Here is an 18,099-nt window from a genome sequence, read left to right as displayed (position 1 = left end):
TTGATATTAAACCCTATAAAGGCGATTATTTTACTTTTTTGTATGTAGGAGCGCGCGTGGAATACGAAACTATGGAATTTGATGTACTTATCGTCGGTGCGGGGCCATCCGGATTATCTGCCGCGATAAAACTAAAACAATTAGCCTTAGCCGCGCAACACGAACTGTCTGTTTGTATTTTGGAAAAAGGCTCGCAAGTTGGTTCTCACATCCTTTCTGGGGCCGTCCTAGAACCTAAAAGCCTACAAGAGCTTCTACCTGACACGTGGCAAGATGCGCCACTGGATACTCAGGTGAGTGAAGATCTATTCTATTTTCTAACCCAAAAACGCTCCTATAAACTCCCTACCCCAAAACCTATGCACAATGAGGGCAATTACATTATTAGCTTAGGTGAGCTTTGTGCCTTTCTAGCAGAACAGGCTGAAGCCCTGGGTTGTGAAATTTATCCTGGTTTTGCAGCGGTAAAAGCTCTTTATAATGACCAAAATCAGGTTATTGGTGTGGAAACAGGGAGTGTTGGTATTAATAAACATAATGAAAAAACAGAGCACTTCCAAGCCGGAATGCATTTGCTTGCGAAACAAACCTTATTGGCTGAAGGTTGCCGTGGCCAATTAAGCCAAAAATTGATGGCTCGTTATCACTTAAGAGATAAATCAAACCCTCAAACCTATGGTTTAGGAATCAAAGAAATTTGGCAAGTTAGTGCGGAAAAACACGAACCAGGTAAAGTTATCCATACTGTAGGTTGGCCTATGGACTATTCTACCTATGGTGGCTCCTTTATTTATCACTTGTCCAAACAACGGATAGCCATTGGTTTTGTTGTCGGTTTGGATTATAAAAATCCTTGGCTAAGCCCTTTTTCTGAATTCCAACGCTTTAAAACGCATCCCTTAGTGAGTTCTCTATTGGCTGGTGGGGAACGTATTAGTTATGGTGCGCGTGCTTTAAATGAAGGTGGATGGCAATCTCTACCTAAGTTGACATTCCCTGGTGGCGCTTTGATTGGGGATGCTGCTGGATTTCTTAATGTTCCTAAAATTAAAGGTATTCATATGGCGATGAAATCAGGAATGCTCGCCGCTGAAGCCTGTTTTGATGCATTAGAACAAATGGAAGCAGCACCTGTTGAATTAGTCCGCTATCCTGAAAAAGTAAAGAGTTCGTGGTTAGAACAGGAATTATATTCTGTACGCAATATAAGACCAGGCTTTAAATGTGGGTTAATTCCTGGACTGATCAACGCCGCGTTTGAAACGTATATCACCAATGGAAAGACCCCTTGGACTTTAACAAATCATGCCGATTACAACAGCTTAAAATTAGCTAAAAAAGCTAAAAAAATTGATTATCCTAAACCCGATAACGTGCTTACTTTTGATCGACTATCCTCAGTGTTTTTATCAGGTACATTTCATGAAGAAGATCAACCCTGCCATCTTGAATTAAAAAAACCTCAACTGGCCATTGATGTGAATCTAAAAAAGTATGCTTCTCCTGAAAGCCGATATTGTCCTGCAGGAGTGTATGAAATAGTTGAATACGAAGATGGGCCACAATTACAGATTAACGCCCAAAACTGCATTCATTGTAAGACCTGTGATATTAAAGATCCACGGCAAAACATCGTATGGCATGCGCCTGAGGGCGGTGGGGGTCCTAATTATTCGGGAATGTAGCCTTGCTGAATTAGAGCATCAAGTCCTGAGGGACGCTTGTGGACGTGAGCGCGTAATTAGATCATCGATTAGCATAAGATAGGTAGGGGTTCGTAGAATATATAAATTGGTTCATAGCAAAGCCCTGCGAAGCAACTCAGAACGATGCTTCGTTAAAACCCAGTACTGGATTGCTTCACTTGGTTCGCAATGACGGCAGATTTTTTATTTAACTTTAATTACATGCTGCGGTACTCGGACGGCTGCATGTGAGGCTAAACCTCTTCCTCTACAACGCCACCATCCACTTGCAGGAAAACCAGCTCATCCCACCACTTGCTTACAGAATATTGATTAAAATAAAAAGCCAATTGAGTTGCAAGCAATGCCCTGCATTCATCATCAAGATATAAACTGTAAGTAAGCACCATCCTAATGGTTTCCTCACTCAGCTCCCAGCACGCATCATTTAATTTTAAGAACGCTGTGGTAATCAACTCTTCACGTTCAGCATCAGAGATATAAGGGATACATGCAGTTAGTACCTGTATTACCGCCCGCTTAATTTCTAAAGGCGCTGGAGCAAGTAAGCCAAGAGCTGCGTTCAATACTTCGTTACGTCGCGCCTCATTAAAATAGGGAATGCAGCCTATACAATCCTGTAATGCAACCACGCAAATAGCAGGGTCTTTGTCATGTATTTTTAAGAGCATTTGCCCAAGAACCAACTGCTGTGAGTAGTCAGTAAGATAAGGCATGAATTTAATAATCGTCTTGCGGGCCATATTGTTTACAAAAGAGCTTTTATCATTTGCCATAGGCAGAATCAGATCAAAAACTCGCTGGTGATTTTTTTCATCCAAGCCAGGTATTAAGGGAGTAATCACTTGCAATGCCATACCACGCACAATGGAGTGATTATCATTTACTCTAGGAATAATTGCATTAAGTGCTACGTGGTGATTCTCATCGTTGAGGTACGATATAAGCGACAACATGGCTTGCAATATCATATAACGATGGCTCCAATCATTATCTCCCAAATAAGGTAAAATGACATCAAGTATCTGACGATGTTGCTCATTACTGATATAAGGCATCAACTGAAGCATTGACTGCAATAAGGCATCGCGAACAATCCAATTAATATCATTTAAATTGGCAAAAATAACATTAAAAGCTTCTTCACGCGTCTCATCACTCAAATGAGGAATACATACCCCCATAATCTCTAAAACAGCTTTGCGCATTCGCCCATTACTGCTATTCAGATAAGGAAGAGCCGCATTAAATACGTCTGCACATTGTTCTCTATTTAAATAATGGATGCATGCAGAAATAATTTTTAAGACGGCAAGGCTTATTTTCGTATCGTCCATACTTAATTTAAGAAAAAGAGCGTGAATTACCTCATCACAACATGCATTATCTAAATAAGGCATGCAGGTGGAGATAATTTTTAAAGATTCTTCACCAAGAAGCCAATTTTTATCATCCATCTTTACTGCAATCAGCTCACTTACTTTTTGATGTTGAGCATCATCAAAATAAGCAGTACGCACAGCGGTTAAAGGAAATGCATTTTCATAAATGCTATTTATTCCATTCGATAACTCCCAAGCCGCATCAACGGTTTGCAGGCTACTCTCCTGTTGGGATAAATGCTCACTAACGATTTGTTGTGCTACAAAACGAACCTTGGGCTCTTTATCATTTAATTTAGAGCGTATGGCAGCAAACATCAACTCACGATTCTTATCATTAAAATAAGGAATGCATACGGAAATAATTTTTAGTATGGCTTCACGAATAGAAGAAGTATCATCATTTAATTTTGGAAGAATGATATCAATTAATTCTTGATGCCTCTTATCATTAAGGCAAAGAATTAATACCGGTAAAATTTGTAATATAGTAAGACTATCTTCTGTATCTAGCCGTTGTCCTTTTAAGTTGCCGGAAGAAAAATGCGGATATTTGTCGCAGATATCATCAATAATATCTTTTACTTCGCCCTTAACCTGCTCTTTATTAACACTTAAAAGAGGGATCAAATTAATGTATTTTTTATGGGTATCGGCATTATTTAATAACTCATTAAAACACGCAATCCGCTGTTCCTCGGTCAAAAGCGGGATCCAATGATTGGCATGATGAATGACTAATAAATGTCGTGCTAATTCATCAGGTAAATAAAGGTTAGAACCAATAAGTAAAAAGACTAAGCCATAAAGGTGGGTTTCCCCTGTCTTATCCTTAATATATTCTCTAATTAATTCATCAAGATGATTGATGTTGTGAGCTTTGCAAAAAAACAAGTGCTCATGGCCCTGTCTTTTAGCCTTAATCAATTTTTTCAAACTTTGGATTTGCCAACGAAGATCATCATCTTGATTCCGAGAAAGCAAAATTTTGACAGCCCAATAAAGAGATTCATTGCGTAACTCATCAATTAAGTTAACAATCACCTCTGAAGGCATATTAAGAAAAGCCAGCTTATCAACCACATCCGGCGTTTTCAATAAGCTCTGGAGCACCACAGGACAAGCTGCTGCCGCCATAGCGTGGTGGGTTAGCATATATATAAGACTACCAAAGAGAAAGCTATAGAGAATGTTCATTATACTCCCTGGCTGCTCAGGGTCAATTTATTATGTACAAAGCCTGGATTTCCCAGATCCTATATTCTTAACACCAAATCTCGCAGCGCACCATCTGTTTAATATTTGAACTATAATTGTATAGTAGTGAGACTTATCTAAGGAGAGGATGAAATGAAAAAGCTTTTTATAGGATTATTGTTAGCTCAACTAGGTTCAATGGCTTTTGCAGATACTATTGTTACCGAAACAAGTAATTGGAAAAGCGTCCCGATCGTTATTGATCCAGGCACACAGGTTTATCGTTATGAAGGCCCTGTACCTGAAGGGGATTATTATTATTCCTATACTGGACATAGATGTTTTAAAGAAAAAAGAGATGTCGTAGGAGTAAATGCCATAATATTCCATGCGGGAGTGCCTGGTGGTAGTGATATCTACTGTTATGCAGAATAATGCAAACTAAAAACCTAGATTCAATTCATTTTTTAACTTTAAGAAATGCATTGTTTACTAGGTTTTATCTTTATTACTTATACGCTTATGAAAGAACAAAAAATAGTTAAACCTGAACAATCAAAAACATTTATCAAAGTCTGGTTAGGGCCTGTCTTAGTAATGGTATCTTTGCTAGGTATTCATTTGTTTATACAAAACAGCAGGCTCCTAAAAGAACTCTTTGCCACCTCCTCAGCGATAAGAACTATAGAACAGATTATTTTTTATCTTTTTATATTTCTAAGTGCATATTGGCTTGCTGTGAGGGTAATAAATAAAGCATTTACATTATTAATTAAATTAAATGCTTTTAGTGATCAATCACTGATTAAAATCATTTTGCCCTTATTTGTCGTTATTTTAAAAATCATGTCTTTTTTAGTTTTATTCAATATTATTGTTCAATATGTAAATATTCCCCCTGCACTGTCATTTATTTTCACGAAGATTACGAGCATTTTAATCATTTGTGCTATTAGTTGGATTTTATTTAAAGTAGTTGATATTGCAGAACAAATATTAGTTCGCCGCTATTTTACTCAAAAACGTGGCACGCTTGCCTCACGAAAAGTTTATACTCAAACCTTGATTATAAAACGAATTATATACAGTCTTATTATTGTCTTCAGTATTGGTTCAATTTTAATGCTCTTTGACAATGTCAGGGCTTTAGGTGCTAGTGTTTTAACTACTGCGGGTGTCGTGGGTTTAGTCTTTACTTTTACAGCACAAAAACCCTTGGGAAGTATTTTATCTGGATTAGAAATCGTCATTACCCAACCAATTAAGCTGGGTGATAGTGTCGTTATTAACGACGAGTTGGGAACTATCGAGGAAATTAATTTTAGAAGTGTGGTCGTAAGATTATGGGACTGGCGGCGCTTGGTTGTTCCCACTAACTACTTTTTAGATCATATTTTTCAGAACTGGAGTCGAACTAAAAACAGTAATTTAATTGGGACGTTTTTTTTATATGTTCATTTTACCCTTCCCGTACCTAAACTGCGCGAGGAGTTAAATACTATCTTAAGCACTTCTCCTTTATGGGATGGGCAAGTATCTAATATCATTGTAAGTGACTTACAAGTACACGTGATGCAATTGCAAGTTTTGGCGAGCGCTAAAAATGCCGATGATATGTCACGATTGAGAAATGAACTTCGGGAAAAACTCATTCAATTCATAGTAACTTTTTATCCAGAGTCATTGCCTAAATAGCTCGTATAGACCTTTTCAGAGAAATTGTCCAAATTTGGGCTATAATTAATACAGATCAATTCAGTAGTTATGAAGGAGGATACACCTATGAAAAGCTATCTAAATCCTCAGCCATATGCAGTAGATCGTGTGAGTAAGATTCATGAGAAACCAATTAAACCAGAGCATTATAAGTCTTACAAAAAAAATAAAACTGCTAAAGAAATTTACAAAAATGAATCAGAAGAGCAAGCTTGGACTGATGTTCTTGAAAAATTTAATCCTTATCAGAAGTTCAAACATGATTAGACTCTTACTCTAAAAATAGATCCTAATTTCGTAACTTGCTCGGTGAGATCCGTGTGTATCGCAAGATCCATGGATCCCGCGATCAAGCCGCGGGAGTTCGGCAAGCAAATTCTCGCTTAAATTAAGCGTTTTTAAATTGCTGGGTTTGTGCTGCACTTAATTCTCGAGCCATATCATCGAGATTCGACACCTGAATAACTTGTTTTTGAAATAACATCACTGCATCCACGAGCTGTTCTACATCCCCTTTTTCAGCCCAGAAACTTTGAAAGGCTAAGGGGGATTGTGCAATCAGAGCATCTTTGGAGACTAACGCATCTTCTTTTTTAGAAATAACGGTAATTAATTTATTTAATACGATAATTTTGTCATTTGTTTTTGCATCATATGGAGCAATAGTATCATCTCCATATGCATTAATTTTTCGCTGAATGACATGTGTCAGATAGTTACCAGCTTGCTCTACCGTCATGCCTTTCACTTCATTGCTGTATACAAATCGAGTAAATAATCGGTGATGATTGGGATTGATTTCCTGAGCTTCCTCAACATCGAGCCTTACCCCCTTTGCTACCCGAGGTTGCATATTATTCTGAGATAACTCAGATTTTCCTAAATGAAGTCTCTCTTTAATCCATATTTTTCCATTGTGAGGAAGTGTGCGCCACATCATATCAAATAGAGTTAAGGCTGCTGCAGACATTGCACTGACCATACCTAAAGTAGGTGCTACAGAGGGTAAAAGCATTATAAAGAGAACCGCACCTACAACGGCCGAAAGTAGTCCAAGCACAAATACATTATTAAGTGCCGCCTGAACATGATGCATCCGCTGGCTACGGTCGGCCTCTGATTCATAAGCTCGATAAAAATTAATACCCATCATTATCGTTTGATGGGTAATAGCCAGACTTAAGCTACTTAAAAAGAACCAGGGTCCGGCAGCAAAACTAAGCCCCATAAAGGCTGATAGTACCGCACCGTAAAGCGAAATACTCGCTAAAACAGCACCTGTTGCAGAGGCAATAAAGTTAAACCATTGATCTAGGTTTTTATTACTAGCCTGAGCTAATTTATAAGCATTCATTAATGCATTAAGCGTTAATAAAATCCCAATAAAAGGCAGCATAATAAAAAATAGCGGCGAACCTCCAAAAGCAGAATACCATCGAGTATCCGCCATGGTTGAAAATAACGCGACCTCTTGAGTTTCTCTAATGTATGTAATTACTTTTTGGAACTTGTTAACTAACATTGCTCACCTGTTATTAGAACAAATTAAGATTAAGTCTTGGTCTTCTGAAGCAGATATGCTTTCGTTCAGAATAACGTACTTCAGTGGATCCTAATTGCAAGCAACTGACTTTTCTACACTCTTCCCATGCATTGAGACTCCTACGTCCAGCGGACTAGTCGCGGGAGCAGGAGGAGATAGTCAAGAGACAGCTGCAAGCACTAGGCTACAACAAAATGATTTACTATTGGCGTAAATGTGGGAATAAAATTACATCTCGGATTGACTGCGAATTGGTAAATAGCATGACCAATCTATCAATTCCTATCCCCTGTCCTGCCGTTGGTGGTAATCCATATTCAAGGGCTTCAATGTAATCGCTGTCATAATGCATTGCTTCCATATCGCCAGCATCCTTTTCCTCTACTTGCTTACGGAAACGCTCTGCTTGATCCTCGGCATCATTTAACTCAGAGAATCCATTCGCAATTTCCCGCCCAGCAATAAAGAACTCAAAACGATCGGTAACTTCAGGGTCCTGATCATTACGACGTGCCAAAGGTGAAATTTCTGTAGGGTATGCCGTAATAAATGTAGGTTGGAACAGTTGATGCTCTACAGTTTCTTCAAACAGAATCATTTGTAACTTACCTAAACCATCGGTTCCTTTATACGCAAAACCTTTTGCTTCGAGTTGTTGACGACAGAACTCAACATTTTCTAATTGTTGTGCGCTAATTTCAGGATGGTAATGCAAAATAGCTTCTTTTACCGTCATACGTGCAAATGGCTGATTAAAATTAATCACTTGCCCTTGATAGTCAATCTGGCGTGAACCAACCACTGCATCACATAAATACTGTAGTAATTGCTCGGTAAAGTTCATCAAGTCATTATAATCCGCATATGCCTGGTAAAACTCAACCATAGTAAACTCAGGGTTATGACGTGTAGAAAGCCCCTCATTACGGAAATTACGGTTGATTTCATAAACACGCTCAAAACCACCAACAACCAGACGTTTTAAGTAGAGCTCTGGAGCAATACGCAAATACATAGTCATATCAAGACTGTTGTGATGCGTAATAAATGGACGCGCGACCGCGCCCCCAGGAATAGGATGCATCATCGGAGTTTCTACTTCGAGAAACTGATTCTTATCCATAAACTGTCTGAATGCTTGAATAAGACGTGAACGGGCCAAGAAAGTAGTACGACTGTCTTCATTCGCAATTAAGTCAACGTAACGTTTACGGTATTTTACTTCCTGATCCGCCAAGCCATGAAACTTGTCTGGCAATGGTCTTAAGGATTTGGTCAATAATTCAACATGTTCTGAATTTACAGTCAACTCTCCAGTATTCGTTTTAAATAACTCTCCACGAACACCAACAATATCTCCTAAATCCCAGTGCTTGAATTGTTCGTATATTTCAGGAAGATCATTAGCTCTAATGTAAATCTGAATACGACCAGAAACATCCTGAATATGAAAAAAACTAGCTTTCCCCATAACACGTCTTAAAACAATTCGTCCCGCAACCGCGACTTTAACATGCTGTTCAGCAAGCATTTCTTTTTCTGATTCAGCATATTCTTTAACTAAATCAGCAGCTAAATGCTCACGGCGAAATTCATTAGGGAAATTAAAGCCTGCTGTGCGTAAGTCTGCTAATTTTTGCTTACGTATAAGATAAACTTCGCTTTCATCTATATGTTCTACTTGTTGCTCATCTGTCATGCTGCACCTACTCCTGCTTTTAAACTGGCTTCGATAAATTGATCTAAGGCACCATCCAATACGGCTTGTGTATTGCTTGTTTCCACACCGGTGCGAAGATCTTTAATACGGGACTGATCCAATACGTAAGAACGTATTTGTGACCCCCAACCTATATCTGATTTGCTGGCTTCCAAAGCTTGTTGCTCAGCGTTTTTCTTTTGCATTTCCAATTCATATAATTTAGCGCGCAATTGCTTCATTGCTTGATCTTTATTGCGATGCTGACTACGATCATTCTGACATTGCACCACAATGCCACTTGGAGCATGGGTTATACGTACTGCGGAATCCGTTCGGTTTACGTGCTGACCACCTGCACCTGAAGCACGATAAGTGTCAATTCGTAAATCAGCAGGATTGATTTCTATTTCAATGTCATCAGCAATTTCAGGAGAAAGAAATACCGCCGCAAAAGAGGTATGGCGTCGGTTTCCTGAGTCAAACGGTGATTTACGAACCAGGCGATGCACCCCACTTTCAGTGCGTAACCAACCAAAAGCGTATTCACCACTAAAATAAATCGTGGCGCTTTTGATTCCCGCAACATCTCCAGGGGAGCATTCAATGAGTTCCGTAGTAAACCCATGTTGCTCACCCCAACGCAAATACATGCGCAATAACATTTCTGCCCAATCCTGGGCCTCGGTACCTCCGGAACCTGATTGAATATCTAAATAGGCATTACAGACATCCATCTTTCCGGAGAACATACGTCGGAATTCTAAATCAGCAACTTTTTGCTCAATAGATTGAACTTCAAGCCCTATTTCATTAATCGATTGCTCATCATTTTCTTCTCGAGCTAATTCAAATAACTCAATCGAATCATTGATGGATTGACCTAGCTCAGCTAGTGTCAAAACAATATTTTCAAGCTGGGTTCGTTCTCGCCCTAAAGCTTGAGCGACTTCAGGATTATCCCATACTGAAGATGATTCCAACTCTCGAACTACTTCCTCTAAACGCTCACGTTTGGCGTCAAAGTCAAAGATACCCCCTAAGCGCTTCCACTCGCTTATCCAGATCTACCAGATTAAGGTTAATTTGGTTTACTTCCAACATAAGTGTCTCATTTAAAAAATTAACTTCGCATTCTACCGCGAAAGTGCTTTTCTATCTAGAGTCAACTTAAATAAGTGCGTTAAATATACAAAACTGTGCCAATAACTCGGCACAGTTTAAAATGAGGGCAACTAAATATTAATGTACGAGGAATTTTAATGATTGAGGAAGTAGTTTAGATACACCGGGTACCCCAAAGCTAGTAAACATTCCATTATCTTGGTAATCAGCAGGTAATGCCGGATAGAGACTATTAATCGAATAGCTCCAGGTTGTTCCTCCATCACGACTAACCGCTAATAACGGATAATTTTTAGTGCCATTGGAGTAACCACCCGCTGCAAAACAGATAGTTTCTTTACACTGAACCGCATTAAAATAGCCATCAGTCATCCTATCATTCGTCATGCCCGGATAAGTACTGGTAATTCTATACGTCCATGTTTTGCCAGCATCAGTACTATTTGCTAGTAAAGGATAATTTCCATTAGCATTTTGGTAATTTCCACCAGCAATACAAATAGCTCCACTACAGGCTGAGGTGTAAAGTTGGCCAAAACCTTCCGATGAAAGAAAATCAGCGGGCAACTGGGGCTTAGAACTATCCATCGTATAAGCCCACGTCTGTCCCTGATCTGAGCTTGTCATGATTAAAGGATAAGTGCTATTTTGGTTGTTTCTATAACGCCCTACAGCAATACATATTTTGCCACTACAACTCACATTGTAAAACACCCCACTGTTAGAATAATCATCAACCCGGGTAGTACTATCAATAGGAAAAGACCATGTGGAACCCCCATTGGTGCTTAACCCTACTAAAGGATAACTCGTATAACTGAAATTATCATAAGAACCCACGACAATGAAATTAGAGCCACTCGCATCAACTGCATTAAGAACCCCATTATTATAGAAATCAGGAGGGAGTCCATCAGAATATCCATCTAATGTATTAGTCCAACTTGTTCCCTGAGTTCGACCAGTGGAAATGAGGGGGTATGTAAAAAAATCATCCGCAAGATAGGTGCCTACAGCAACACAGGTCGTGGCTGTACACTTCACATTTGAATACCCCTTGCTGATACTAAAGTTAAATAGTGTTGGCAGTGAAGCGTAAGACCAATTTGCTGTAATATTACTTCTAAAAACGATCGCTGGGTACGACTTACTGCTGTCAGAATAGGTACCTACCGCAACACAAAAAACTCCGCTGCATGAAACCCCCAAAAAGTTTCCACTAGTAAGGCCTGTAGGCTCTCGTACCGCACTATGTGCAGTCATTGTATAGCGCCAAGTTTGGCCGCTATCAGTACTGCTCGCAATAAGCGGATAAGGTTGAGTGCCATAGCCACCTACAGCAGAACAATTGTTCTGCACACAATCAACAGCCCAAAGTGGAGGTGGTTCATCCTCAAAATTATAAGCAGGCCCGCTATTCGCTAAGGAGGTAGGAAGTGTAGGTCCCGTAACTCCAGAAAGGGTGTAACTCCATTGCATGCCATTATCAATGCTCGTAGCAATTAACGAATTAGCTTTGATGTTATTGTCATAGCCCCCTACCGCGATAAAAGGTGTTATCGAAACCACGCTCACATTTAAAGGTACTGATGAAGAAGTGCAACTTGAGGCTTTACACAGATAAAAGGCACCTGAAGCAGCCCCACTAATGTCTAGTTGTAAGACACAACTTGCTTTGGCCGCAAGGGTAAGTGGGAACATGCAATTTCCACTGCTTAAATTCGGCATTACTGTTGATGGAAGCCCTTTTAACGTGTAGCCACTACGTATGGAGTTCGTATTATTAGTGATTGTGTAGTATGCAGAAACACTTTTTCCGATAGGTACCGTAGTTGGTAGTGTAGTCCCTGCTTTGGGTCCTATCGTAAAATTAGCCCCGGCACTTGCCTGAGCAGAGAAAAACATGGCAATAAGAGACAAGGCCAAATTATATTTTTTATTCATCTATGAAAATCCTGTTCCAATGAAATTAAATTATGTAGCTGATTTGCGCAACTAATTGGTTCGCATACAGAGTACGAATGCCGTAGGTAAATGGTACTGGGGCAATATAGTCACCAGCCACAATATGCCCTCCTTTAAACGAAGCATCACCAAAGCCACTGAATCGATAACCTAATCCCACGCGAACATTCTGGTTGACGTCCACATCAACACCAGCCCCCAGGCTGTAACTAAATTGTGATTGATTATTATCCCGGAAAGATGCAGTACTATTTAAGTTGCCAGTTTCTGCAGTTGCTGCTCGAAAACGCCCCACATCATTAAAGGCCGCACCTAAGCCCACTGAAGCATAGGGATGATAACGCTCATGAGTTGTCATTAAGAATTTGGCAGAAGCAAGAACTTGCTGTGTTTGAAAGCGGTACTGGTAACTATATAAAGTAGATGTTTCAGGCTCTACACCCACAGTATTAAATCCATGGACAGTTAAAGGTCCAAAATAGCTATATTCCACTCCTGCTTGCACTAATACATTATACCAAGGTAATGGATGTTCTAAACCTATAAATCCCCCAATAAAACCGTCATTATGCCCATCCTTTGAGCTTCGATAAGTATAAATATTATCATCATCACTCAAATAAGAGTCGTGGCTACCCGCATTAATACTGGCATATCCTTCCATAAAGGAAACTACTGAACGATAACTTGGAGTCATGGATTGAATACCTGATTCACCTGCCAACGCAAATGAAGAGTAGAAGCAGACTCCGGCTATACCAAGAACAGAGATTCCTAAACGCATATCATTCATCCTTAAATTTATTTCTTTAATATTCTGAAGCTTAATTACATCATCATCGGTAAATAGCTCGACGCATAAGATGGTAACATAATATTTTTTGAGTACAAGTCAGATTAATTTGATGAGGTAACAGAAGGAGATGTTTGTAAATGAAACCTGGCTGCTCGCAACCAGGTTACATTCATTTGATAATTAAACGGTTTTCATTGCAGCGCGGTATGCCTGCAAGTTCATTAAGAATTCTGCTTCTGCATGAGAAAGATGGCAACTATCAACAATCTCTTCGCGATTCCCCCCCATTTCCAGGATTTTCATCGCATGCTGGTAACCACCGTCATTATCACGTTTATTTTCTAAACCTTGGATTTGGTTATCCATACTAACTAGTTGTGAGTTTAATTCTTTAAGCTGCTTCGAGAATAATAAATCGGCATGGATCAAAACAGGATGATCTTTAGCGATTTGCTCTACAGACTTAGCAAGGCTTTCCTGACGTTCTTCAAGAACCATCATTTTTTTACGTTGAGCCCATAAACAATTTCCAAACAAGACGAAGAGCCCTACAGTTAAACTCATAATAATACTATTTATCATTTTATTTCCTTATTTCCCTACAACAACACGATGCACCTGTTTATTTAATGCTGGATTAAGAAGACGTTTGTTATTTCTGTCTACAGCAATAATGATGCTTACCCTGCGATTTAATGCCCTACCTACTTCTGAAGCATTATCAGACATAGGATATTGCTCTCCATATCCTGTTACCATCAAGCGGCTCGTATCAATACCATAAGAGTTTAAAATACGACCCACTGCTGCTGCCCGAGCAGCTGACAGTTCCCAGTTTGAAGGGTACTGCGGTGTTTCTATTGGCATGTTGTCAGTATACCCTTCTATAGAAACAATAGCATGTGATTTTTTAAGCTTTTCAGCAAGTTGCATCAATTTAACTAATGCATCTGCCTTTAAATCTACATCTCCGGAACCAAATAAAGCACCGGATTTGATGTCTAATTCAATCCAGCCCTTTTGGCGATTAATCTTGTAATTTTTATCTTCCAACTGGGATAAAGATTGATTTATTTCATCCAAACCATCTTGGTATTGCCCATAGACTTTTTTCGTATAGGGTCCCTTTTTTTGATCTTCCTTTGACTGCTGTTCGTGTGGTTGATCCATTTTACTAAAGGCGGTTTTCATCCCTTCAGAAAGTGATTTGTATTTTGCCGTATTTACGGATGAAATAGCATACATCACCACAAAAAATGCAAACAATAAGGTAATAAAATCAGCGTATGAGATAACCCAACGATGATGATCTACGTGTTCCTCAGTCTTTGATTTTCTTGATCTCATTTTTCTTCTGCTGTCCAAAATTATTAAGTTTTAGCAATAAAATGCCAGGACTTTCACTGGCTGCAATAGAAACCATCCCTTCAACAATCATTTCATCATAATGAACCTGACGCGCAATGCAGGCTCTTAACTTATTTGCTATAGGAAGAAAAACCAAGTTCGCTAAGCCCACACCATACACGGTAGCAACGAAAGCTACAGCGATACCTGCCCCGAGTTCATTTGGCTGAGATAAATGGCGCATTACCTGAATCAATCCAAGTACCGCCCCCAAAATGCCTAAAGTCGGACTGTAACCACCCATACTTTCGTAAACGTGGGCTGCACGTAAATTGTTATGTTCAATACGATCGATTTCTGCTTCTAAAACTTGTCTAATCGTCTGCTTATCCACCCCAATAACTAATAACTCTAATCCCTTATTAATCAGTGGGGTTTTTTCTACTTCCAGGTGATCTTCAAGAGAGAGCATTCCAAGCTGACGAGCCTTGCGTGCTAATTCAAACATACGTGTTCTACACGCTTCGAAATCGAGATGGGGTGGCTTAAAAATCCAGGGTAAAATCGTTATTGCCCGCTTAAAGGTGTGTAGTGGTGACTGCACCAGCACCGCACCAATAGTGCCTCCAAGCACAATAAGTAAAGCAGAAAAGTTGAATAAAGATTCAAGAGTACCACCTTCAAGCATTTGCCCAATGATGATGGCGAGAAAACTGGTCATAAGACCCATAAATGTTAATGCATCCATACGCTCTACTATTCCCTACTATTCCGGTAATCGTGATTTAACACGATGTGTTGCTTGACTAAGAATTTGTGAAACGCGTGATTCACTTACTCCTAGAACCTCCCCAATTTCTTTCAAATTCAAATCGTGTTCATAATACAAAGACAACACCATTTGCTCTTTATGGGGTAACCCTTTTATGACCTCTGACAAACGGCTCATTAAATCATTATGAAATACGTTTGCGTGAGGTTCAGTAGAGGTTTGTCCACCCTCTCCTTGCAAGGCATCGTCGGTAACGCCCAAATCCTCAAAACCATATAAATGGCTACTGGCAGAATCCTGCAGCATTTCATGGTATTCATTAAGCGGAATACCAAGCTCTGCAGCAATTTCAAAATCTTTTGCCTCACGCCCGAGTTGATGCTCTACATGCTTCACTGCTTCAGAAATCATTCTTGAGTTTCGGTATACTGAACGCGGAACCCAATCATTCCTTCTAACCTCATCAAGCATGTAGCCTCTAATGCGAATTCCAGCATAAGTTTCAAATGAAGCGCCTTTGGATGAATCATAATGTCTTGTAGCTTCTAACAAACCAAGCATCCCAGCTTGAATTAAATCATCAAGCTGAACACTACTCGGTAAACGTCCCAACAAATGGTGGGCGATGCGTTTCACTAACAAAGCATGATTCTTTACCAGCGTTTCCTGGATTTGTTGATTTACTTTGCTGTACGCAGCCAAAGCATCCACGACACTCTCCTTATCGCAAACTACCCATCAAATTTATACTTCATCCATTACTAAACGCTCTAAAAAGAAACTTGTATTGCCACCCAATAAAGACTTTAATGGCCAATTGGCTACACCTGCCGCAATTTCTCTTATAGATGCCGCAGCATTTGAATCCGGATAAGCCATTAGTACAGGTTTTTGATTTTTAACCGCCTTATGAACATGTTCATCAAACGGTATCGCTCCTAGATAGTCTAGCTTAACCTCAAGAAATTGCTCGGAAACTCGGAATAATTTGTTAAATAAATCACGTCCATCTTTCTCACTTCGAACCATATTGGCTACGATATGAAAATTTGGCCATCCATAACGCTTACTCATTACTTTAATTAATGCATAGGCATCCGTTAGCGAAGTTGGCTCATCGCAAACTACTACAAGCAATTCCTGAGCAGAACGAGTAAAGCTTAAAACTGTATCCGAAATCCCTGCGGCAGTATCAATGATCAGGTAATCCAAATCTTCAGTGAGTTGATTAAATGCATCAATAATACCCGCATGTTGTCGGCTACCCAATTGTGCCATAAACTCCGTACCAGAGGCGGCTGGAATTATTTTTAAGCCATTGGGACCTTGCAAAATCACATCATTTAACTGACAAGTTCCTTGAATCACATGCGACAAATCATATTTGGTATGTAAGCCCAACATAATGTCGATGTTTCCTAAGCCTAAATCAGCATCCAAGAGCATCACTTTATTATTCAGCTGGGACAATGCTACGGCCAAGTTCACCGAAACATTGCTTTTACCTACACCGCCCTTACCTGCCGTCACCGCAATGATGTTCATTGGCTTAACGCGAGATAAATTTCTCAGGCCCGAGGCTTGATCGCCAATAATATCATTAACTCTCAACATAATATTCTCTCCCAGCAGGTTGTCGCTCTTTACTCATGTAGTTCGCTTCTACTGGAAACAATTGCTGTTCTTGCTGAGCAAATAATTCAACAAGCTGATGACGTGTAGCTAATTTAATATCTTCTGGAACACGTTGGCCATGTGTCAAATAACTGATGCGTAATCCTGTTTCAATTGCAGCACTTAAAGCGCCACCAATTGCTTGAGCCTCATCCAGTTTAGTTAAAATACATTGATCCACACAATTGGTTTCATAGCGATGAATCGCATCAACAAGTACTTGGTAATGGCTTGTTGCAGGTAGAACCAATACCTTAGAAATCGATTGCATGTGATTGCTTAGAATTTGCATTTGGCGAATGACACGCTCATCTGATGGATTCATTCCTGCAGTATCGATGAGAATAAGCTTTTTATCGCTTAATTGACGTAATACTCGAGATAGAGACACTTCATCATTGGCAAGACATACTTGCACACCCAAAATTTTTCCGTAAAGCATTAATTGTTCTTGGGCTGCCATGCGGTAGGTATCCATCGTTACCATACCTAATTTATCGGCACCAAAACGTAGAGCAAAGCGTGCACCAATCTTAGCCAGAGTTGTTGTTTTACCAACACCGGTAGGTCCTAAAAATGCGTAAATGCCACCTTCTTCGATTCGACGTGTATCACGAATAGGTAATTGTTCAGTAATGTGGGTTAGAACAGCTTGCCATGCGCGTTGTTGATTTAAATCAGGGCGTACTGAACGTGTCCAAGCTGCCGCTGTTGTTGGGCTAACTCCTAAATACAAAAGCTTTTGTAATAAGACAGTATGTAAAGGTTCTGTACTTCCCCCTACACTTCCGCCTCGTAATTGAGCCTCAAGCATGCCACGCAGAGTTTGAATTTCCATACGCAAATCATCAAATGGTGTTTGAGTTTGGAATTTATCGACTTGACTTGGTGGTTCTGCACACGCAACCGCAGCTTCTGTTGAAAGAATTGTTTCGTCAAAATCAATCGCTGCGACGATTTCAACTCCACCATCAACATCACTGCTGGATAAAATAACTGCATCAGAACCAAATGTCGCCTTTATTTGCTGCATTGCTGTTCGTGTATCTGCGGCGACAAATCGTTTTAATTTCATAAAGCTCCCCCTGCTATGACGCGTACCCAATCGTCAATATTAAAAATTAAGTACTACTTCCGTTTTTTTATATAAAACAAATATTTACCTGAAAAATCGTAA

General features: G+C 39.7%; 16 protein-coding genes. 4 read left to right on the top strand and 12 right to left on the bottom strand.

What is annotated here, in order from left to right:
* Positions 1–56: 56 nt before the first annotated feature.
* Positions 57–1,685 carry an electron transfer flavoprotein-ubiquinone oxidoreductase gene (locus ACD661_RS01925; protein ID WP_400185904.1) on the top strand — a complete coding sequence of 543 codons (1,629 nt, stop codon included), beginning with the start codon at positions 57–59 and terminating at the stop codon, positions 1,683–1,685.
* 254 nt (positions 1,686–1,939) lie between these two features.
* On the opposite strand, the gene ACD661_RS01920 is transcribed toward ACD661_RS01925, so the two are convergent.
* Positions 1,940–4,285 carry a HEAT repeat domain-containing protein gene (locus tag ACD661_RS01920; protein ID WP_400185903.1) on the bottom strand — a complete coding sequence of 782 codons (2,346 nt, stop codon included), beginning with the start codon at positions 4,283–4,285 and terminating at the stop codon, positions 1,940–1,942.
* Between the two features lie 153 nt (positions 4,286–4,438).
* Here ACD661_RS01920 and ACD661_RS01915 point away from each other — a divergent pair, with 153 nt between their 5' ends.
* From ACD661_RS01915 to ACD661_RS01905, 3 genes are all read left to right on the top strand, one after another.
* Positions 4,439–4,720: a hypothetical protein gene (locus ACD661_RS01915; protein WP_400185901.1), complete on the top strand. Its 282-nt coding sequence runs from the start codon at positions 4,439–4,441 to the stop codon at positions 4,718–4,720.
* A 45-nt stretch (positions 4,721–4,765) separates the two neighbouring features.
* Positions 4,766–5,980, top strand: a complete 1,215-nt coding sequence (locus ACD661_RS01910; protein ID WP_400185900.1) for a mechanosensitive ion channel family protein — start codon at positions 4,766–4,768, stop codon at positions 5,978–5,980.
* 87 nt (positions 5,981–6,067) lie between these two features.
* The gene (locus ACD661_RS01905; protein WP_400185898.1) at positions 6,068–6,268 is read left to right on the top strand and encodes a hypothetical protein; all 201 of its coding nucleotides are present in this window, start codon (positions 6,068–6,070) and stop codon (positions 6,266–6,268) included.
* A 121-nt stretch (positions 6,269–6,389) separates the two neighbouring features.
* Here the strand turns inward: ACD661_RS01905 and ACD661_RS01900 are convergent, their stop codons facing one another.
* The 11 genes from ACD661_RS01900 to flhF form a co-directional block, all read right to left on the bottom strand.
* The gene (locus ACD661_RS01900) at positions 6,390–7,523 is read right to left on the bottom strand and encodes a hypothetical protein (RefSeq protein WP_400185897.1); all 1,134 of its coding nucleotides are present in this window, start codon (positions 7,521–7,523) and stop codon (positions 6,390–6,392) included.
* Positions 7,524–7,746: 223 nt separating this feature from the next.
* Positions 7,747–9,243, bottom strand: a complete 1,497-nt coding sequence (lysS, locus tag ACD661_RS01895) for a lysine--tRNA ligase (RefSeq protein WP_400185896.1) — start codon at positions 9,241–9,243, stop codon at positions 7,747–7,749.
* Positions 9,240–10,347, bottom strand: a protein-coding gene (gene prfB / locus ACD661_RS01890; protein ID WP_400185895.1) for a peptide chain release factor 2 whose coding sequence is annotated in 2 segments (ribosomal slippage) — positions 9,240–10,271 and positions 10,273–10,347 — 1,107 coding nt in all. Because the reading frame shifts where the segments join, the coding sequence is not laid out codon by codon here. The genes lysS and prfB overlap by 4 nt, the downstream gene beginning before the upstream one ends.
* Before the next feature lie 138 nt (positions 10,348–10,485).
* Entirely contained in the window at positions 10,486–12,312 is a 1,827-nt protein-coding gene (locus tag ACD661_RS01885) for a sialidase family protein (protein ID WP_400185893.1), read from the bottom strand.
* 25 nt (positions 12,313–12,337) lie between these two features.
* Complete coding sequence (locus ACD661_RS01880; RefSeq protein WP_400185892.1) at positions 12,338–13,117, bottom strand: outer membrane protein; 780 nt, start codon at positions 13,115–13,117, stop codon at positions 12,338–12,340.
* 192 nt (positions 13,118–13,309) lie between these two features.
* Positions 13,310–13,711: a DUF2802 domain-containing protein gene (locus tag ACD661_RS01875; RefSeq protein WP_400185890.1), complete on the bottom strand. Its 402-nt coding sequence runs from the start codon at positions 13,709–13,711 to the stop codon at positions 13,310–13,312.
* A 9-nt stretch (positions 13,712–13,720) separates the two neighbouring features.
* A complete protein-coding gene (locus ACD661_RS01870; RefSeq protein WP_400185888.1) occupies positions 13,721–14,476 on the bottom strand; it encodes a flagellar motor protein MotB in 756 nt (251 codons plus the stop codon).
* Positions 14,451–15,224: a flagellar motor protein gene (locus ACD661_RS01865; protein ID WP_400185887.1), complete on the bottom strand. Its 774-nt coding sequence runs from the start codon at positions 15,222–15,224 to the stop codon at positions 14,451–14,453. Before ACD661_RS01865 ends, ACD661_RS01870 begins: the two co-directional genes overlap by 26 nt.
* A gap of 18 nt (positions 15,225–15,242) precedes the next feature.
* Positions 15,243–15,959: an RNA polymerase sigma factor FliA gene (locus ACD661_RS01860; protein ID WP_400185885.1), complete on the bottom strand. Its 717-nt coding sequence runs from the start codon at positions 15,957–15,959 to the stop codon at positions 15,243–15,245.
* Positions 15,960–15,992: 33 nt separating this feature from the next.
* Positions 15,993–16,862, bottom strand: coding sequence for a MinD/ParA family protein (locus tag ACD661_RS01855; RefSeq protein WP_400185884.1), 870 nt, complete (start codon positions 16,860–16,862; stop codon positions 15,993–15,995).
* Positions 16,849–17,997, bottom strand: a complete 1,149-nt coding sequence (gene flhF, locus ACD661_RS01850; RefSeq protein WP_058534837.1) for a flagellar biosynthesis GTPase FlhF — start codon at positions 17,995–17,997, stop codon at positions 16,849–16,851. Before flhF ends, ACD661_RS01855 begins: the two co-directional genes overlap by 14 nt.
* Positions 17,998–18,099 lie beyond the last annotated feature (102 nt).

The organism is Legionella lytica (assembly GCF_044626755.1).
In the GTDB taxonomy this organism is placed as follows: Bacteria; Pseudomonadota; Gammaproteobacteria; order Legionellales; family Legionellaceae; genus Legionella; species Legionella lytica_A.
The sequence above is the reverse complement of the archived record's forward strand: the minus strand, read 5'-3'. Positions and strand labels throughout refer to the sequence as shown.